24 protein-coding genes are annotated in these 19,525 nt (G+C 34.5%); 19 read left to right on the top strand and 5 right to left on the bottom strand.

The annotated features are described in order from the left end of the window. Nucleotides 1–149: 149 nt before the first annotated feature. From WBG07_RS12060 to WBG07_RS11985, 16 genes are all read left to right on the top strand, one after another. Nucleotides 150–890: an SGNH/GDSL hydrolase family protein gene (locus tag WBG07_RS12060; RefSeq protein WP_340201628.1), complete on the top strand. Its 741-nt coding sequence runs from the start codon at nt 150–152 to the stop codon at nt 888–890. Between the two features lie 97 nt (nt 891–987). Next, nucleotides 988–1,641, top strand: coding sequence for a hypothetical protein (locus tag WBG07_RS12055; RefSeq protein ID WP_340201626.1), 654 nt, complete (start codon nt 988–990; stop codon nt 1,639–1,641). Nucleotides 1,642–1,669: 28 nt separating this feature from the next. Beyond that, nucleotides 1,670–2,257 (top strand): Crp/Fnr family transcriptional regulator, encoded by a 588-nt coding sequence (locus WBG07_RS12050; protein WP_340201624.1) that lies wholly within the window; start codon nt 1,670–1,672, stop codon nt 2,255–2,257. A 69-nt stretch (nt 2,258–2,326) separates the two neighbouring features. Continuing rightward, nucleotides 2,327–3,118, top strand: coding sequence for an alpha/beta hydrolase (locus WBG07_RS12045; protein WP_340201622.1), 792 nt, complete (start codon nt 2,327–2,329; stop codon nt 3,116–3,118). A gap of 211 nt (nt 3,119–3,329) precedes the next feature. Continuing rightward, on the top strand, nt 3,330–3,650 hold the full coding sequence (locus tag WBG07_RS12040; RefSeq protein WP_340201621.1) for a DUF4286 family protein: 321 nt from the start codon (nt 3,330–3,332) through the stop codon (nt 3,648–3,650). Beyond that, nucleotides 3,643–4,068, top strand: a complete 426-nt coding sequence (locus tag WBG07_RS12035; RefSeq protein WP_340201619.1) for a hypothetical protein — start codon at nt 3,643–3,645, stop codon at nt 4,066–4,068. Before WBG07_RS12040 ends, WBG07_RS12035 begins: the two co-directional genes overlap by 8 nt. Before the next feature lie 3 nt (nt 4,069–4,071). Next, a complete protein-coding gene (gene rsmA / locus WBG07_RS12030; protein WP_340201618.1) occupies nt 4,072–4,869 on the top strand; it encodes a 16S rRNA (adenine(1518)-N(6)/adenine(1519)-N(6))-dimethyltransferase RsmA in 798 nt (265 codons plus the stop codon). After that, nucleotides 4,844–6,196: a magnesium transporter gene (mgtE, locus tag WBG07_RS12025; RefSeq protein ID WP_340201617.1), complete on the top strand. Its 1,353-nt coding sequence runs from the start codon at nt 4,844–4,846 to the stop codon at nt 6,194–6,196. The genes rsmA and mgtE overlap by 26 nt, the downstream gene beginning before the upstream one ends. A gap of 36 nt (nt 6,197–6,232) precedes the next feature. Then, on the top strand, nt 6,233–6,598 hold the full coding sequence (locus tag WBG07_RS12020; protein ID WP_340201615.1) for a cupin domain-containing protein: 366 nt from the start codon (nt 6,233–6,235) through the stop codon (nt 6,596–6,598). After that, a complete protein-coding gene (locus WBG07_RS12015) occupies nt 6,598–7,539 on the top strand; it encodes a 2-hydroxyacid dehydrogenase (RefSeq protein WP_340201614.1) in 942 nt (313 codons plus the stop codon). Before WBG07_RS12020 ends, WBG07_RS12015 begins: the two co-directional genes overlap by 1 nt. A 128-nt stretch (nt 7,540–7,667) precedes the next feature. Continuing rightward, nucleotides 7,668–8,084, top strand: coding sequence for a response regulator transcription factor (locus tag WBG07_RS12010; RefSeq protein WP_340201612.1), 417 nt, complete (start codon nt 7,668–7,670; stop codon nt 8,082–8,084). An 88-nt stretch (nt 8,085–8,172) separates the two neighbouring features. After that, nucleotides 8,173–8,679, top strand: coding sequence for a DUF4199 domain-containing protein (locus WBG07_RS12005; RefSeq protein WP_340201610.1), 507 nt, complete (start codon nt 8,173–8,175; stop codon nt 8,677–8,679). 7 nt (nt 8,680–8,686) lie between these two features. Next, nucleotides 8,687–9,067, top strand: coding sequence for a hypothetical protein (locus tag WBG07_RS12000; RefSeq protein WP_340201608.1), 381 nt, complete (start codon nt 8,687–8,689; stop codon nt 9,065–9,067). 14 nt (nt 9,068–9,081) lie between these two features. Then, entirely contained in the window at nt 9,082–9,474 is a 393-nt protein-coding gene (locus tag WBG07_RS11995) for a VOC family protein (RefSeq protein WP_340201607.1), read from the top strand. Between the two features lie 154 nt (nt 9,475–9,628). Continuing rightward, nucleotides 9,629–9,982 carry a TM2 domain-containing protein gene (locus WBG07_RS11990; protein WP_340201606.1) on the top strand — a complete coding sequence of 118 codons (354 nt, stop codon included), beginning with the start codon at nt 9,629–9,631 and terminating at the stop codon, nt 9,980–9,982. Nucleotides 9,983–10,048: 66 nt separating this feature from the next. Then, nucleotides 10,049–10,360 carry an ArsR/SmtB family transcription factor gene (locus tag WBG07_RS11985; protein WP_340201605.1) on the top strand — a complete coding sequence of 104 codons (312 nt, stop codon included), beginning with the start codon at nt 10,049–10,051 and terminating at the stop codon, nt 10,358–10,360. A 354-nt stretch (nt 10,361–10,714) separates the two neighbouring features. On the opposite strand, the gene WBG07_RS11980 is transcribed toward WBG07_RS11985, so the two are convergent. The 3 genes from WBG07_RS11980 to WBG07_RS11970 all read right to left on the bottom strand — a co-directional run bounded on the left by WBG07_RS11980 (nt 10,715) and on the right by WBG07_RS11970 (nt 14,389). Next, nucleotides 10,715–12,532, bottom strand: a complete 1,818-nt coding sequence (locus tag WBG07_RS11980; RefSeq protein ID WP_340201604.1) for a GNAT family N-acyltransferase — start codon at nt 12,530–12,532, stop codon at nt 10,715–10,717. A gap of 112 nt (nt 12,533–12,644) precedes the next feature. Beyond that, nucleotides 12,645–13,913, bottom strand: coding sequence for an aspartate kinase (locus tag WBG07_RS11975; protein ID WP_340201602.1), 1,269 nt, complete (start codon nt 13,911–13,913; stop codon nt 12,645–12,647). Nucleotides 13,914–13,915: 2 nt separating this feature from the next. Next, the gene (locus WBG07_RS11970) at nt 13,916–14,389 is read right to left on the bottom strand and encodes a GNAT family N-acetyltransferase (RefSeq protein ID WP_340201601.1); all 474 of its coding nucleotides are present in this window, start codon (nt 14,387–14,389) and stop codon (nt 13,916–13,918) included. A gap of 121 nt (nt 14,390–14,510) precedes the next feature. On the opposite strand from WBG07_RS11970, the gene fbp reads away from it, so the two are divergent. Continuing rightward, a complete protein-coding gene (fbp, locus tag WBG07_RS11965; RefSeq protein WP_340201600.1) occupies nt 14,511–15,521 on the top strand; it encodes a class 1 fructose-bisphosphatase in 1,011 nt (336 codons plus the stop codon). Nucleotides 15,522–15,644: 123 nt separating this feature from the next. Here the strand turns inward: fbp and WBG07_RS11960 are convergent, their stop codons facing one another. Then, the gene (locus WBG07_RS11960; protein WP_340201680.1) at nt 15,645–16,076 is read right to left on the bottom strand and encodes a TerB family tellurite resistance protein; all 432 of its coding nucleotides are present in this window, start codon (nt 16,074–16,076) and stop codon (nt 15,645–15,647) included. Between the two features lie 93 nt (nt 16,077–16,169). On the opposite strand from WBG07_RS11960, the gene WBG07_RS11955 reads away from it, so the two are divergent. Together WBG07_RS11955 and WBG07_RS11950 are read left to right on the top strand one after the other, a co-directional pair. Continuing rightward, the gene (locus WBG07_RS11955; protein ID WP_340201599.1) at nt 16,170–17,198 is read left to right on the top strand and encodes a ligase-associated DNA damage response exonuclease; all 1,029 of its coding nucleotides are present in this window, start codon (nt 16,170–16,172) and stop codon (nt 17,196–17,198) included. 7 nt (nt 17,199–17,205) lie between these two features. Then, a complete protein-coding gene (locus WBG07_RS11950; protein WP_340201597.1) occupies nt 17,206–18,795 on the top strand; it encodes an ATP-dependent DNA ligase in 1,590 nt (529 codons plus the stop codon). A 147-nt stretch (nt 18,796–18,942) separates the two neighbouring features. Here WBG07_RS11950 and WBG07_RS11945 read toward each other — a convergent pair whose 3' ends face one another. After that, complete coding sequence (locus tag WBG07_RS11945) at nt 18,943–19,491, bottom strand: hypothetical protein (protein ID WP_340201596.1); 549 nt, start codon at nt 19,489–19,491, stop codon at nt 18,943–18,945. Nucleotides 19,492–19,525: the final 34 nt, after the last annotated feature.

Raw genomic sequence — 19,525 nt, 5'->3', positions numbered from 1 at the left:
TGCCAAATAGTTGATTTGGCTTTTAAGAAAGAATAAATTAAAAACAAAATACAGCGTTATGGCTCAGCGAAAACCCGAAAGTCTATTTCTTTCAACTGCCCTGGATTCCATAAATTAAACATTCTTTATAATTAAAAAACTACAGTTCAATGAAAATGACCATTAAAGTTTTGCTGATTGGAATATCATTATTGATGTTCAATGCCTGTGACCAGAATGATGATTCCAATCCTAAACCACAAAACACTTCTATAAACAAGATACTGCCTTTGGGAGCATCAAGAGTTGAAGGGGCAAGACCAGCATATGAAAGCTACCGATATGAACTTTGGAAAGATTTAAAAGAAAACGATTGGACTTTTGATTTTATAGGAACTCAATCTGACAATGCTTCTTATCCAACCTTAGCTAATAGCGAATTTGATATAGACCATGAGGGAAGAGGTGGTTGGACTTCAGGACAAATTTTGAATGGACTAAATGATTGGCTTGGTGAAACAGGTTCGCCAGATATTGTTCTGTTCAGTTCACCAGGTGGAAATGACGTTTTGCAAAGTTTGGATTATAACCAAACCATTTCAAACATTAATGCAATTATTGACGTTTTACAAGAAAACAACCCAAATGTAACCATTATCATTGAACAACCAGCGCAAGGTCGTTCAGACTTTATGACACCTGAATTTACCAATGCTTTCAATCAAATACAACAAGATATTCTAACCATTGCAGACCAACAAGCAACTCCAACTTCTCAAGTAATACCCGTTGATATGTTTACAGGGTTTACTGATAGTTTTTTAGCTGATTTTGTACATTACAATGAAATGGGTGCAGACTTTATTGCTGCCAGATATTATAATGAACTTATAAATGTATTGGAAGAATAAAAACTACAGAGCACATTGTGCATAATTTTCGTACCAAGCTAAAGCTGGTAACACCGCATATATTTACCATTGGTAGTAATTGAAAACACCGCGTAATATGGAAAATGAAAAAATGAAAATAGTTCTTATAATACTTTGTCTAATCTCTATTCATTCGTTTGGTCAGAAGCAAATCAACTTGGCAGATCAACTACAAAATAAGAAAATAAAAGCCGTAAATAGGGTAATATCTCTTTATGGAGACGCTTCAGGTGCTATAGAAATGAATGCGAAAGATGGTGATGGTTTGGGAATATTGGAAGATGTAGAATTTGAAAAAGGAATCATTGAAGTTGAACTTTTAGGTGAAAACAATCCAGGTAAAAGTTTTATTGGAATCGCTTTTAACATTCAAAATGACAGTACTTTTGAAGCCTTATATTTCCGGCCATTCAACTTTGTTGCTAAAAAGCAAATTAGAAAAGACCATATGGTTCAATACATTTGTCATCCAGAATTTACTTGGAGAAAACTAAGAAACAACAGAACCGGAGAATTTGAGGATGAAATTTCAGACCCTCCAAATCCCGATGGTTGGTTCAAGGCAATTATCAAGATAAATGATGATACAATTAAAGTTTATCTAAATGAAATAGCAGAACCTATTTTATCCGTTGACAGGTTAACTAAAATCAAATCGAATAAAATAGGTGTTTGGACCGGGTTCGGCTCCTCTGGCCGATTTAAGAATTTGGTTTTACAAACAGATTAAACCACTACCAACTTAGCACCATTAATTAATGACAGGATTGGAAATACTCGCCTTTGCCCTTAACCAATTTGCTAACTTGAACGCAGATGATTTTAATAGGTCTACTTCTTTTTGGCACACCAAAGAATATAAAAAAGGTGAATACTTCAATCAGCATAAAAACATTTGTACCTATTTAGGATTCATAAATACGGGCACTTTTCGTTCTTATATTATCGACAACAAAACAGGCGACGAAAAAAATATTTTTCTTTATTCAAAAGATCAGTTTGTAGTTCCATTTAAAAGTTTCATTAATCAAACACCTTGCGAATATCATACCCAAGCTATGACAGATGCTTCAATTTATTATATCAACTTTAATGATTTGCTAACTCTTTACAAGCAATCTCATAAATGGGAACGATTTGGTCGCTTAATGGCACAAAAAGCATTTGATATAACTATTGAAAGAATGGAAAGCTTCATCTTTAAAACACCAGAAGAACGTTACTTGGATTTAATAAAAAACCACCCAGACATATTCAACAGCATTCCATTGTATCATATTTCTTCCTATTTAGGGATACAGGGACCTTCATTAAGTAGAATTAGAAAAAGAATTTCAAAGAAGTAATACGATTTTAACTTGAGTTAAAATTTCACAGCATTGTTTGTTGGACTTTTACATAAATAAAAGACAAAAATGAAACCAACAAAAACAATCGTATTCATTCACGGATTATGGATGCATACATCTTCATGGCAACAATGGATGGTATTTTTTTATGAACAAGGTTATAAAACACTTAATCCAAGCTGGCCAGGAGAATCTCCCACTGTTGCTGAAAGTCGCGCTAACCCAAATGCTATTGCCAATAGAGGAGTTACTGAAGTTGTAGATCATTATGCTAAAATAATAACGACACTTCCAGAAAAACCAATTGTTATTGGGCATTCTTTTGGTGGCCTAATTGCGCAGATTCTATTAGGACAAAATTTAGTTAGTGGTTGTATTGCGCTAAATCCTGCGCCCTTAAAAGGTGTATGGCAACTGCCATTTTCAGTACTCAAAGCCTCTTTACCGTTACTTGGTAATCCTTTTAATTTCAAAAAGGCCTATTCACTTACTTTCAAACAGTTCTGTTATGGATTTGCAAATGCTTTACCAAAAAAAGAAGCGAGAGAACTTTATGAACTTTGGACAATTCCGGCGCCTTGCAAACCACTTTTTCAAGCCGCAATAGCGAGCTTTGCTGGTTCTGAAACAAAAGTGAATACAGAAAACACGAAGCGTGGGCCTTTGTTAATAACCGGAGGCGAAAAAGACAATCTAGCACCTCCAATATTGGGTAAAGCTTCTGTGAAAAAATATAATTCGTCTGTAATTTCAGATTTCAAATTATTTGAAGCACGGGGCCACTCAATGGTCATAGACCACGGCTGGAAAGAAATTGCTGAATACTCATATACTTGGCTCAAAAATAACGAACTTTAACAAACAAGAGAACCAATCTTAAGCAGTATCCCATTAATAGCTTGAGTCTTCTTATGCTAAGAACCTCAAAGCTCAGAGGCTACAGACTTTCCATACTTTTATTTTCGTTTTGCCGAATCAATTGTGCAACAATGGTAACTACACATAAACAAACCAGTACTTTGAACCGAGTATTCTTTGTAACTTTGCAACACATTTCAATATAGGTTTTATGTACATATACAATGTAACCGTAAACATTGATGAAAGTAGTCATAATGAATGGATTCAATGGATGGAGAAATCCCATATTCCAGACATGCTTGCTACAGGTAAATTCACCTCAGCACGTATGCTGAAAGTTTTAGTAGAAGAAGAAATGGGCGGTATTACCTATTCGGTTCAATATTATACCGAAAGTAAGGAAATGCTTCAGCAGTATTATGCAGAAGATGCTGCACGTCTTCGCCAAGATGCACTGAGAAAATTTGCAGACAAATTTGTAGCATTCAGAACGGAACTTGAACTATTAAACGAGTATAACAATGACTAAAATATTCAAAGCCAATAATCTGTACTACGCTAAAATTGCATTGCTCATATTTATGGTTATCCTAGGATATCTTTTGTATGACTTTATAATAATCTCTATACTTGGAGGTATTCAATCTGTATGGGCTCGGGTACTGATGTTTGTTTTGCTGGGTGTTTTTTTAGTAATAGCACTTTTTGTGGTCTATATAGTTATTACCTCAAACAAACCGGTAATAGAGCTCCAGGAAGACTTTGTACGCTACAAATACCGAAAAATATTTTTTAAAGACATTAAGCATTTCTATGTCTCAAAAGGAGGCAGTGAGCCTTTTATTATCACCAAAGACAACAACCAAATAGATATGGAATTATCTTGGCTTAGAAAAAAAGAACGTTTGGAGATAGAGGATACTATCCAGAAAAAAATAAGTTCTTAACATATGTCTAAGGATCAAGTAAAAGCCAAAAAACATCTGGGGCAGCACTTTTTAAATGATGAAAATATCGCTGCTAAAATTGCCGATACCCTAAACTATGAAGAGGGTGATTTGGTACTTGAAATTGGTCCAGGAATGGGGGTAATGACCAAGTATCTATTACAGAAAAAAATAGAAACCTGGGTTATTGAAATTGATAAAGAATCGGTGGTTTATCTGGAAACCAATTTCCCTGAACTTAAAGGTAGAATTATAAGCGAAGACTTTTTAAAATGTAATCTTACTCATTTTTTAGGAGATCGCTCTTTTAAAATTATTGGTAATTTCCCGTATAATATTTCCTCGCAAATTGTTTTTCGCTTATTAGAAATGCGCGCATCTGTTCCAGAGTTCTCAGGAATGTTTCAAAAAGAAGTGGCACTGCGCATTTGTGAAAAAGAAGGAAGCAAAACCTATGGCATACTATCGGTTTTAGTTCAGGCTTTTTACGATGCTGAATATCTCTTTTCGGTTTCAGAAAATGTTTTTAATCCGCCTCCAAAGGTAAAAAGCGGTGTATTGAAGCTTACCCGTAAAGACAATTTTACGTTGCCATGTGATGAAAAGTTATTCTTTAGAGTGGTTAAAACCGCGTTTAACCATCGTAGAAAAACACTTCGCAATAGTTTAAAAACCTTCAACCTCTCTGATAATTTAAAAGAAGACACTATCTTTGGGCAAAGACCAGAACAGTTAACCGTTCCTCAGTTTATAGACCTCACTCAAAAGATAGCTAATGACTCCGTTTCAATTAACAAATGACCTTATAGAGGGAATTGAAACCCTCATAGAAAACAAAAACGATAAAGAGTTATTGTCTTTGTTAAAAGAAGTGCATTATGCAGATATTGCTGAAATTATTAGCGAACTTAATATTTATGGAGCCACCTATCTTATTAAGTTACTAGACAGTGACAAGACTTCTGATATTCTTACTGAACTGGACAACGATTTTCGTGAAGATATCTTGAAAAATCTTTCGTCACGAGAAATTGCGGAAGAATTAATTGAACTAGACACAGATGATGCCGCAGATATTATTGCTGAGCTTCCAGACGATAGAAAGCAAGAAGTAATCTCTCAGATTGAAGATGCAGAGCATGCCAAGGATATTGTAGAACTACTTCGGTATGATGAAAACACTGCAGGTGGTTTGATGGCAAAAGAACTAGTAAAAGTAAATGAGAACTGGAACGTACTTACCTGCGTAAAAGAAATGCGGGCACAGGCAGAAAATGTAACTCGGGTGCATTCTATTTATGTAGTGGATGATGAAGATAAATTAAAAGGAAGACTTTCACTTAAAGACCTACTCACTACTTCTACTAAAACGCAAATAAGCGAAGTCTATATTCCAAAAGTAGACTATGTAAATGTACATGAAAAAGCAGAAGAGGTAGCCAAAGTAATGTCTAAATATGACTTGGAAGCCATCCCGGTAATTGATGAATTAGGTAGGCTTGTTGGACGTATTACTATTGATGATATTGTAGATGTCATAAAAGAAGAAGCAGAGAAAGATTACCAGTTAGCAGCGGGTATTACCCAAGAAGTAGAAGCAGATGACACTGTTTTTGAACTTATAAGAGCAAGACTCCCTTGGCTTGTTCTAGGTTTATTGGGTGGACTAGGTAGTGTTATTATAATGGAAGGTTTTGAAGAGGCTTTAAGTAAATATGAAAAACTCTTTTTCTATACGCCCCTTATCGCGGCAATGGCAGGAAACGTAGGGGTACAGTCTTCAGCTATTATTGTACAGGGTCTTGCAAATGACAATGTGAAAGGGAGTCTATTCAATAGATTATTAAAAGAAGTAGGCTTAAGTCTAATAAGCGGTTGTGTATTGGGCGTACTCGTTATTATTTTTGGCATGCTTACAAAACTAGATTTAATTTTTAGTTTTACCATCGCTATTTCTATGCTTTGTGTTATTATAGTCGCAGCGCTTATTGGGACTTTTGTTCCTATCATTTTGCATAAAAAAGGAATTGACCCAGCTATTGCTACCGGACCTTTTATAACCACAAGTAATGATATTTTTGGGATTTTTCTGTTTTTCTATTTGTCCAAAATTATTCTTGGATTCTAAAAAAATTATGGCTTCTTATTCTTAAAAAAATCAAGGATGAAATCAATCAACTTATTAAAAAAACATGCTGAATTTTCTCAGCAATGGCATCCACATCAAATTGCAATCGTAGATGATATGCAAGTTTTACTTGCTAAAATTCAAGGAGAATTTGTCTGGCATGCGCACGAAAATGAAGATGAGCTTTTTCAAGTGTTAAAAGGTACCTTATATATGCAGTTCAGAGACCGTATTGAGGTTGTTAATGAGGGTGAAATAATAGTAGTTCCTAAGGGAGTAGAACACAATCCAAAAACGAAAGAAGGAGAGGAAGTATTGTTGATGCTTTTTGAAAAATTAACTACTGCGCATACCGGTGAGGTAAAACATGAAAAAACACAAACCCATTACCCTAAAATATAATGAAAGTTCTTCATCTTGACACCAATCATCCCATACTCATAGAAGGGCTGAATGCTTTAGGTTTTGAAAGCCATGAAAACTATACCGATTCTAAAGAAACTATTCAGAAAATAATTCATGAATACGAGGGAATCATCATTAGAAGCCGATTTCCAATCGACAAAACCTTTTTAGATAAAGCAACACACCTAAAATTTATTGGACGGGTAGGTGCAGGACTAGAAAACATTGATATAGACCATGCCTCAAAAAAAGGAATTAAGCTTGTTGCGGCCCCTGAAGGTAATAGAAACGCAGTAGGCGAACACACCCTTGGAATGCTGCTTTCTTTATTTAACAACTTTAAGAAAGCTAATTACGAAATTAATTCTGGCAGTTGGCAAAGAGAAGCCAATAGAGGCCATGAACTGGATGGAAAAACGGTAGGGCTTATTGGCTATGGAAATATGGGGAAAGCTTTTGCAAAAAAGCTCAAGGGGTTTGAAACAGAAGTGATTTTTTACGACCTTAAACCCAACCTTTCAGACGAAAATGCCAAACAGGTAAGTCTCAAAGAACTTCATAGTAAAACAGATGTACTAAGCCTTCATACACCTCAAACGCCACTTACCCTAAATATGATAGATGACGCATTTATTGAATCATTTAGCAAACCCTTTTGGTTCATTAATACTGCGCGAGGGAAAAGTGTGGTTACCGCAGATTTGGTGAAAGCTTTAAAATCAAGAAAAATATTAGGTGCAGGCTTAGACGTGCTAGAATACGAAAAAGCTTCCTTTGAAAATCTATTTGCAGAAGCATCTCAAGTGCCCGAGGCATTAAAATATCTTATTGATGCACAAAATGTGATATTAACTCCGCATGTGGCAGGATGGACCCATGAAAGCAAACGAAAACTTGCAGAAGTGATTATATCCAAAATTGAAAAGATATATCGTTAAACCCTCATTTGAAAGGATATAAATATACTTTTCATTTTATTGTAATAAACACCTATTCTTCAACATAGCGTCCTATTATTTAAATTACTCTCTCCATAATATGGCACAGGTTTCTTAACTTTAAGGTTGTGAAACAAACCATTATTATTTTTACCGTATTAATTGTTGCCGTACTTTCTTTATTCCAAATAAGTAAGTATACACTTCTTGCGGGGGAAACCACGATTGAAATGATGATTGCTGGAATCGCTATTACGTTTTTTATGATTGGGGTTATACTCCATAAAAAAAGTCTAAGAAGTCCTCTTAAGAACGAAACACAAATCAAAAAAGAAAACATTACAAAAACAGGACTTACAGAAAGAGAGTATGAAGTATTAAGTCTTGTTGCCTTAGGCTTGTCTAACAAAGAGATAGCTATCAAATTATTTGTTACCGAAAGCACTATAAAAACCCATGTTTCAAATGTCCTAGTAAAGCTAGATGCGAGAAGAAGAACAGAGGCTATTCAAAAAGCGAAAATCCTTCATCTTATTGAATTTTAATATCAACTTAATTAAAATGGTACTTTAGTATGAGGCCCAAATCAATCATAAATTTCAGTTTTGTTTTATAAACTTAAATGTCTTTAAAATGAAAAAAACGATTTTAAAATTTGGACTTTACTCCGGGCTCTCTGGGCTCATTTTATTTACTTTGGCATTAGTTCTTGGTAAACAACTTAGCTTTAGTAGTCAAGAAGTTATTGGGTATGCCTCTATAGTTACTTCGCTTCTTTTTGTATTTTTTGCAATCAAACATTATAGAGATCAAGAAAATAATGGCGCTGTAACTTTTAGCAAGGCTTTGCTCATAGGCATTCTTATTTCGCTTTTTGCATCTATTGCATTTGGTATTGTAGATGCTATTTATATTAAATATATTAATCCAGATTTTCCGCAGCAGTACGCATCTTATACACTTGAGAATTTAGAAAAAACAGTGTCGGTTGAAGAATTTAAACTTCAAAAAGAACAACTAGAAGCCTCTATGGAAATTTATGCCAATCCCTTAGTTGCAGGTTTTATAATGTTTGCTACTGTGTTTATTATTGGGGTTATCATTTCCATTCTATCTGCGTTTATTTTAAAAAGAAACTAATAGCATTATGATGTTATCTTTAGCCAACTTGCAACAGGCATTAATTGAGTTATTTTCTAAATGGATGCCTCCACTTAGAATTAGAAAAAATAATCCTGAACTATTTGAAGTTTACGGTTCTAAAGAAGCAATGCAGGATAATAAAAAAGTAGACGGTTTCTTTTTTGTGAGTATCATATCCAAACTAAAGGACATAAGACTGTATTATTTTCCTATCTGCACTCATCCAGATGATTTTACAGATCGCTCTCGGTCTTTGAGAAAGTTACTGAAAGGCAAGAATTGTTTTTATTTAAAAAATATGGAGGCTGCGCTACTCATTGAAATTGAAAAAATAATTGAAAAGGAATTTCAACTTATACAAATAATCAAATTCTCTAATCTATAAAACCCATTGTAAAAATGAAAAAACGTGTTACCGGTATTGGTGGTGTATTCTTTAAGTCTGAAAACCCAAAAAAATTAAAAGAATGGTATAAGGAAAGATTAGGATTACCTGTTGACCAATATGGATGTAGTTTTATATGGAGGAATGATGATAATCCGGAAGAAAGAGCAATAACGCAGTGGAGCGCTTTTGATGCGAAAACAACGTATTTTGAGCCGAGTCAAAAAAATTTCATGATGAACTACAGAGTTGAAAATTTAGTTGAATTATTAAAGATCCTTCATCATGAAGGAGTGACTATTGTGGGAGAAATAGAAGAATATAGCTATGGGAAGTTTGGCTGGATTATGGATCCTGAAGGAAATAAAATTGAACTTTGGGAGCCTATTGATGAAGAACTTTTATAGAATAAAAAAATGACAATCCAATTAAATTGAAGGAAAAAACTTACTTATGTTCAGGTTTAAAGAAAAACAGTAGATTTTTCCAAAATCCTAGCTTAGTTTTCTTTTATATTTCCTTTTTTTTTCTAATTTTAGAGCACTAACCAAAAAAAAACTTATGTCAGAAGATAACAAAGATCTAGGCGATGAAATTAAAGATACCGCCAAGGAATTTACAGAAGGTGCAAAAGAAGCTATACAAAGCGGTGATAACAAGAAAATGATTGCCGGTATTTTAGCGATTGTACTAGGATCATTAGGAATACACAAATTTTATTTAGGCTATCAAAAGGAAGGATTCATTTTATTGGGTGCTACGTTAATATCATACGCATTAGTTTGTCTATTGATTGGTGCATTTTTAGTTTGGATTCCGGCGGTTATTGGTTTAATTGAAGGTATCATCTACCTCACTAAGTCTGATGAAGAGTTTTACAATACCTATCAAGCTGGTAAAAAACCATGGTTTTAAAAAAATATAATCGTTAGCTTAGTTTCACTGGGTTTTAAATATCATAAAATCACAATATGCTCTATTATGGGATTTTCTAAATTTTATGCTCATACAATACAACAAAACAGAACTGCGAAGCTTTTTAAAGCTTTAGGGCATCCTGCGCGTATTGCAATCATGGAATATATTAGTAAAAACCCAGAATCTACATGTAATGATATAGTGATGGAAATGGAATTGGCGCAAGCCACCATTTCGCAACATCTATGCGAGCTCAAAAGAGCTGGTTTTATTAAAGGCACTTCTCAGGGAAAACGCATACGGTATACCATAAATATTGACAATTGGTATGAAACACACCAAGTAGCTAATTCATTTTTCAGAAATACGCAATAAAAAAATTCATAGTTATAAATATACTATGACTGCATTCCAAAAATTATTAAGTAAAAAATCGCCAGCTCTTAGAGTTGGCGATTTAGTTTTAGAATATTATTATTGGTAAACTTCTTTCCCAGTATATTGTTAATACCAAAAGAACACCTTCAGATACTTTTTCTATTTTCTTTCTAACCTGATTCAAAATTATTATTTTAGATAGATATCCAATTCAACTCTTTCATTGAGATAAATATGTAGTAATATACTTGGCCTAGGCTGGCTGTCTATGAAAAATCTCCCTTGTGTATATAGTTTGTATATACTAGAAGAATTTATAAAATAATTATATGTAGATTGGGTAACTAGGGTTTAACTATCAATTTCACCATTCCCTTCTGCAAACTTTCGCTCCAATTCTGCCTGAAATTCTTCCATCACGGGTTTTACAGTGCTTTCAGGTAAATCTGCAATTCTTATATACATGAGGCCATCTACAGAATTATTGAAGAGTGGGTCTACATTAAATGCGATTACTTTAGCATTCTGTTTGATGTATTTTTTAATAAGAACTGGTAATCTGAGGCTTCCGGGTTCCACCTCATCTATTAGTCTATCAAATTTATTTAAGTCTGCCTCAGTTGAGTCAAAAATAAAATCTTTATCAGCATCTTTTAGTTTTACTTTGAACTCCTTTTTTGGTTTAATATATTGAGCTATATAAGGGTCATAGTAATTAGACTTCATAAATTCAATCATTAAAGATTTTGAGAAATTTGAAAACTGATTACTAATACTAACACCACCAATGAGATATTTATGCTCAGGATGCCTAAGAGTAGTGTGAACAATACCTTTCCAAAGTAGAAATAATGGCATGGGTTTTTGCTGGTACTCCTTTATCACAAAGGCTCTACCCATTTCTATAGACTGGCTCATCATTTTGTGCAACTCTGGTTCAAATCTAAAGAGATCCTGAAGATAAAATCCGTCAATCCCATGGGTAGTAAATATTTTTGAGCCTAAGCCCATTCTGTAAGCTCCTACAATTTTTTGAGCTACCCTATCCCACAAAAACATATGGTGATAATAACTGTCAAATTGATCTAAATCTATAGACTGATTTGTTCCTTCCCCTACTTCCCGAAAGGTAATCTCTCGCAACCTGCCAATTTCCTGTAAAATACTCGGAATTTCTTTGGAACTGGCCAAGTATACCTCGTAATTCTTACTTTCTAACAACCTGTGTTCCGTATCCCTTAATGTATTTACCTCTGCTTCCATAAGCTCAGGAGATATCGGTGTTACAATTTTTTTGGGTGCCTTAGGAATTTTTAATGTAGAAGGCACTTTTTCTAAAATACTCTTCTTTTCATAAGCATTAGAGAGCATGTACGTTTTTTTTCGTAAAAACTCTGTGAATTCATCAAGTGCAGGAATTTCCTTTTGTGCATTCACCGAAATGGGATTTCCAATGCGCACTTTAATAATTCTATTTTTTTGAGATAGTAATTCAGAAGGCAATTTAGCCGTTCTAAGTGTGTCGCTTAGTTTGGATAACCGGTAAAAAAGCCTACTGTTTTTTGCATGGAAATAGATGGGGACTACCGGTACTTCTGCCTTTTTTATAAGCTTCATGGCAGCCTCTTCCCATGGTTTATCTACTATAAGTTTGTCATCTTTATAAGTAGAAACTTCCCCTGCAGGAAAAATACCTAAAGGATGCCCTTCCCTAAGATGCATTAAAGATTGCTTGAAACCAGCTAAACTGCTCTTAGCGTCTTTATGATCTTCAAATGGGTTAACCGGCATAACATATGGTACCAATGGTTCTATTCTGTGTAAAAGAAAATTAGCTATGATCTTGAAATCAGGACGCTTTTCTAGCAATAATTTCAACAATAATATCCCGTCTATACCTCCCAAAGGATGATTGGAAATAGTAATATAGGCTCCGTCTTTTGGAAGTCTTTTTAAATCCTCTTCCGGGATTTCAAACCGGATTTCGAATTCTTCAAGAATTGCATTTAAAAAATCTACGTCTGCTAAATCCTTATTGCGATTGTAGATTTGATTCATTGTAGATATCTTAAGTACCTTCATGAGTATCCAGCCCATAAATGTTCCTAAAAATCCATACTTATCAACCTTAATTACTTTAGCAATTTCTTTAGCAGTAACAAGCCCCATTTATAATTGATTAGACGAATTACAAATGTAATCAAATTTGATTCAAACTATAATTCAGGTATAAAAGAATTCCTTGCACAAATAAAAAGTTGTAGTAAAAAAATTACGCTAATTACTCACTTACCACTAATTGAACTGTATCTTCAAGCCGTTGCTTGAGTAGTACCTTTTTATCTTTTTCAACACCACTAACAGCCTCTCCGGTGGCATGCCTGATTGTATATAAAGACACATTTTCATAATAATCTACCTGAAATTTAGCTTCAAGTACCTTTATCAGCTCATGTAAATTGTTATACTTATTATCTGCACATACCGAAAAACTAATGGCGGAATTCTGAATAACGTCCACTTTCATTTTATATTTATGCAATAGAGAGAAAATTTCACTCATATTATCCTCCACAATAAAAGAAAAATCCCTGGAAGATAGAGAAAGCATCACTTGGTTTTTCTTGATAATGAAACAAGATACTTTAGGATTTAATCTCTGCCCTTTACTCACAGCCGTACCCAAACCTTCTGGATTAATAAAGGATTTTACATACAACGGAATTTCTTTTCGTTGCAGTGGTTGTAAAGTTTTAGGGTGAATTACAGAAGCTCCGTAAAATGCAAGTTCTATAGCTTCCTCATAAGAGATTTGATGCAAAAGTTGTGTTTTTGAAAAATACCTGGGATCTGCATTTAAAACACCTGGTACATCTTTCCAGATAGTTACATTCTGTGCATTTAAACAGTAAGCAAAAATAGCAGCAGTGTAATCAGAGCCTTCTCTTCCCAAAGTAACGGTAAAATTATTACCATCACTACCAATAAAACCTTGAGTAATATTTAATAAAGACTTATTAACACCATCGTTAATATTAATTTGGGTTTCCTCCCAATTTACATTGCCATCTCTATAATTAGCATCTGTTTTAATAAAATTACGCACATCCAGCCAAGTGTTCTTAATACCTGCCTCCATTAAGTACTGACTTATTATAGTAGTTGAAAGCAATTCGCCAAAACTAACCACTTGATCATAAACAAAACTGTAATTAGGCGATTTATTTAAAGAAAGAAAAGAGTTGAGCTCTGCAAAAAGACCTTCAACTTTCCAAAATACAGGATGCTTTTCTGCTCTATTACTGGCTGCATCAAACAATTCTAGCATAATGTCTAGGTGGTATTGTTTAACCTCTTGCAAGCTATTTTGGAGTAATTTATCATTCTCAAAATAATTCTTTACCACTATCTCTAGCGCATTCGTACTCTTACCCATTGCAGAGACTACTAGTAATGTATTTTCATACCCTACAGTTTCCAGTACCTTAACTAGGTTCTTAACCCCATCTGCGTCCTTAACAGAAGCTCCACCAAACTTAAAAATATTCATATTTAAAGCTTTGAAATAAATTTTTTAATTCCTTGTTCGTCCATTTGCACAATATCCCAATCACGCAATATGTTAGCACCGTTTTGTTCGTAAAAAGAAACTGCCGGCTTATTCCAATCTAAAACAGCCCATTCAATTCTTTTGACTCCCCTCTTTGCACCGTATTTAATTACTTCTGTGAGCAATGCCATACCAAATCCATTACCTCTACTTCCATCTCTTACGATAAGGTCTTCAAGATGAATAGTAGGTCCTTTCCATGTGGAGTATCGAGGATAGACCAAAGCCATTCCTTCAATTTGTTGATTTACCTCTGCCACAAAACAATGAAAAAGGGGGTTTTCACCAAATCCGTCTCTTTTTAAATCCTCCAAAGTAATTTCTACAGCACCTGCTTCTTTTTCAAAAACAGCCAATTCATGAATAAGTCCTAATACAGCTTTCATGTCTTCAATACGTGCTTCTCTAATTGTCATTTTTAAATTTTGTTTCAAATAAAACACAAAGTTATAAATGTAAAAAATATAGTTATCACGAAAACGATGTAGTTTCACATTTTTATCGATATTTGTGTGCAAAATTACAATCTAACCGAGAATGTCAAGAAAAAACCAGACACTTGGAGAATTTATTATTGAAAATCAAAAAGAATTTCAATACTCCTCAGGCGAGCTTTCCAAGCTAATTAATGCAATAAGACTTGCAGCTAAAGTTGTAAATCATGAAGTAAATAAAGCAGGATTAGTAGATATTTTAGGCGCGGCAGGAGACACCAACATTCAAGGAGAAAATCAACAAAAATTAGATGTTCTTGCCAATGAAAAGTTTATCCAAACATTAATAAATCGGGAGATTGTTTGTGGTATCGCTTCAGAAGAAGAAGATGATTTTATTAGCGTAAACAGTAATGATAAAAATCATCAGAATAAATATATTGTTCTTATTGATCCGCTAGACGGTTCTTCTAATATTGATGTAAATGTATCCGTAGGCACTATATTCTCGGTTTATCGAAGAGTTACCCCAATTGGAACCCCTGTTACGCTTGAAGATTTTTTGCAACCTGGAAGAAAGCAGGTAGCAGCTGGTTATGTTATTTATGGCACTTCTACAATGTTGGTTTATACTACCGGTCATGGGGTAAATGGCTTTACTCTAAACCCTGCAATAGGCACATTTTATTTATCACATCCAAATATGCAATTTCCTGAAACCGGTAAAATATATTCTGTGAATGAAGGAAACTATATTCATTTCCCACAAGGTGTAAAAGACTATATTAAATATTGTCAGAAAGAAGAAGAAGACCGTCCATATACTTCTCGTTATATTGGGTCTTTAGTTTCTGATTTTCATAGAAATATGATTAAAGGAGGTATTTATCTTTACCCAAAAAGCAGTGTGGCTTCTAATGGCAAATTACGCTTGCTGTATGAATGTAATCCAATGGCACTGTTGGCAGAACAGGCCAACGGTAAAGCAAGCGATGGTTTTCAACCTATTTTAGATATTCAACCCTCAGAACTACATCAAAGGATTCCTTTCTTTTGTGGAAGCTCTAAAATGGTAGACAAAGCAGAAGAATTTATGAAAGAATACAGCAACTAACTTTAAGGGAAACACTATTTTTTCCAATGCCTAAGTTTAGAGAATGATCCTGTATCTCAAAAAAACAAAAGCAGCCATAAAACGTTTATAGCTGCTTTTAATTAATTATAATAGAACTTCTAATTATCGGTTCATATTTTTCATTTCTTCCTTAAAAGTATCCAAATCAGATTCAACCGTTATCAACTGCATTGCTTTTTTAACGATAAACTCTACATTTTCGGGTGTAAATCCAAGACCTACAGCAAGCCTCTCCATAATTTTCATCTGATCTTCATCGGTAATGCGGTCTACATATACCATTCTTACAAGATCATAAAGTCGCTCTAGCCTTTTCTCATAAGAGACCGGAGGATTAATAGCGTATTCAGTAGGATTCTCTAATATTTTCTCATAATCCTTATCTGAAATATCTAAATTTTTAGCTAACCTGTCTAAAAAAGCCTTTTCAGCTTCGTTTATTATCCCATCAGAAAGTGCAACACGCACAATTGCTGCAAAGTGATCGCGGTTTCGCTCTCTAAAACCGCTTGAATATAATTCTGAAATTGACATCATGATGATTTTAATTTTAAGCAGGGCAAAGATAGCTATTCCAATAGCTTAATGAAATGAAATGTATGATATTTTTCATAACTTCACACAGCTATGAAAAAACCGTTACTAGCTTTTACAGATAAAGGCATTTATTGTGATGCTGCAAAGATATATTTAGATCCGTGGAAACCCGTTGAAAAAGCTTTGATTTCTCATGGGCATGCAGACCATTCCAGATGGGGGCATCAACGGTATATAACTCAACTTAATAATGTACCTATTATAAAACACCGTCTAGGTGATATCAATGTAACTGGAAAAGCCTATGGTGAGCAATTTATAGTTAACAATGTAAAATTTAGTTTTCATCCGGCAGGTCACATTCCAGGATCTTCTCAAATAAGGGTAGAACACAAAGGAGAAGTGTGGGTTTTTACGGGAGATTATAAACTAAGTGAAGATGGTATTTCTACTCCTTATGAAAATGTAAAGTGCCATACTTTCATTACGGAGTGTACTTTTGGATTGCCTGCTTTTAAATGGAGCCCTCAAGTAGAAGTTTTTAATGCTATAAATGAATGGTGGGCGGCGAATAAATCTGAAGGTAAAACTTCCGTACTTTTTGGGTATTCTCTAGGTAAAGCACAACGTCTATTGAAACATCTGGATCCTTCTATTGGTAAAATATATACACATGGTGCTATTGAGAAAATGACAGAAGTTTTAAGACCACAATTGGAGTTACCTCCCACAGAACTGATTACTCGAGATACAGATAAAAAAGCCATTAAAGGAAATATTATTATTGCACCTCCTTCTACACACGGTTCTGTATGGTTGCGCAAATTTGCTCCCTTTGTAACAGCTACAGCCAGCGGCTGGATGGCCTTTAGAGGAGCTCGGCGCAGAAGAGCTATCGATAAAGGTTTTGTACTTTCAGATCATGCAGACTGGGAAGAACTATTAGAAGCGATAAAAAATACCGGATGTGAAAAAGTAATTGCTACCCATGGTTATACAGATATTTTTTCCAGATACCTTAGAGAGCAAGGGTATGATGCTAAAACCGAAAAAACCCAGTATGAAGGTGAAAATCTAGAATCAAAAGAAGAAAACGATGATCAAAAAGAATCTGCCTAGTTGACCTATGAACGAATTTGCCCAATTAATTAAAATATTAGATAGTACGAATAAAACCAACAGTAAAGTAAATGCTTTAGCTGATTATTTTCAAGATGCCAATGATACTGATAAACTATGGACCATTGCATTATTGTCTCACCGCAGACCTAAAAGACCTGTAAACACCACTCTTCTAAGAGAATGGGCGTCTGAAATATCTAATATTCCTCTTTGGCTTTTTGAAGAATCTTATCATATAGTTGGTGATCTTGCTGAAACTATTGCACTGGTAGTACCCACTGCCAAAGAAAAAACACATAAGAGTCTAAGCACCTTCATTGAACAAATAATAGCCTTAAGCAAGGCAAGAGAAGAAGATAAAAAAGAATACCTACAAAGCCATTGGAAACAATTAGGGTATTATGAACGTTTTGTATTTAATAAGATTCTTACAGGAGGATTTCGAATTGGAGTTAGCCAAAAATTAATGACTCGGGCACTCTCCAAAGCAACCCATATTGAGGAAGATATTCTTGCCTATAAATTAATGGGAAACTGGACACCTCAAACCACTACCTTTCAAAAATTAATTCTTGAAGAAAACCCAAAAGATCAATTAAGCAGACCTTATCCTTTTTACTTGGCTTACGCATTAGAAAGTGATCTTGAAAAGTTAGGCGAGGCAAAAAATTGGTTCGCAGAACATAAATGGGATGGAATTAGAGCACAAGTAATTATAAGAAATAAAGAAATCTTTGTTTGGAGTCGCGGAGAAGAATTGGTTACCGATAAGTATCCAGAGTTTGAAAGCTTTTTAGATTCGCTTCCAGATGGTACAGTAATAGATGGTGAGCTATTACCATACCCAAACAACGAAATTGGAACATTTAATGATTTGCAAACACGAATTGGCAGAAAAACAGTTTCAAAAAAATTACTTGAAAAAACACCAGTAATTCTTAAAGCATATGATTTGTTAGAATGGCAGGGAGAAGACATTCGCTCTATCGCTTTTGAAGAACGAAGAATACTATTAGAAGAATTATATCATACCGTAAAATCTCCACAGCTTCCTTTGCATCTTTCAGAAACCATGAAGTTTAACAATTGGGAAACGCTCTCAAAAGAAAGAGCACTTGCCCGCAAAAAGAAAAGCGAAGGTTTAATGTTGAAGAAAAAAGACTCTCCTTATCTAGTTGGCAGAAAGAAAGGAGATTGGTGGAAATGGAAAGTAGATCCGCTTACCATTGACGCCGTGCTTACCTATGCTATGCGGGGGCACGGAAGAAGAACAAATCTATTTACAGATTATACATTTGCACTTTGGCAGCAAGGGGAACTAGTGACCTTTGCAAAGGCGTATTCTGGTCTTACAGATGCCGAATTTAGAAAAGTAGATAATTTTGTCAAAAAAAATACGGTAGATAGATTTGGTCCGGTGAGACAGGTAGTACCCGAATTAGTTTTTGAACTGGCCTTTGAAGGTATTGCACCTTCCTCTAGACATAAAAGCGGAGTTGCGGTTAGATTTCCAAGAATTCTAAGATGGAGACAAGATAAAAAGCCTGAAGAAGCAAATACGCTAGACGATCTCAAAACATTAGCTATTTCTTAAATCAACCCAACTTATAAGGCATTGCAGCAGCATTAGAAGTTATCATCGTATATTTTCTTGTAAGCACACTAAAAGAGTAACATATTAAGGCAATACTTGATAAAGTAAATAAAGAACTAAGTAATAAACTTAGCTCTTTATTTATTTCTAATTGGATCCAGATTTATCATTAGATCCGGAATCATTAGAACTTCCAGAATCGTTAGAATTACCTGAGTCACATTTTCCACAAAAACTCTCTTTCAGATTTCCGGTAGGATTCCCCATGGCTTTATTTGCCTTTTTTCCTAAAGCATTACCGTTTACACTTTCATCAACATAGGTTGCGGTATTGCACCCTACACAATTTGCAGATCCGGAAGATCCAGCAGGACTTCTGGAAACATTTGAAGAGGTTTTTCTGGAATCTCCTTTGTAATCCCTACCATTATAGTTTGTGTTTTGTGATCTTTTATAAGCCTTATATTTTCTTGCCCTAGCCGCTTGAACCAATTTTCGGTTTTCTTCTAAAAGTGCTGCATTTTCGCGAATGGTTTGTTGTGCTTTTTTGTACTCAAGATCACTTTTCCTTTTTCGCTCCAGTGCTTTCTTAGCTTCATAAATATCTTGTGTAATACCAGCAGTATCCCCTCTTTGTGCATTTCCGTACGAAACATTTAAAAGCACTACAAATAATAAACCTATTAGTTTTTTCATGATCTTTGATTTTAATTGGTTATTACAATTATTC

Origin of the sequence: Ascidiimonas meishanensis, assembly GCF_037782385.1 — a bacterium.
In the GTDB taxonomy this organism is placed as follows: Bacteria; Bacteroidota; Bacteroidia; order Flavobacteriales; family Flavobacteriaceae; genus Ascidiimonas; species Ascidiimonas meishanensis.
This window is presented reverse-complemented; position numbering and strand designations above follow the sequence as displayed.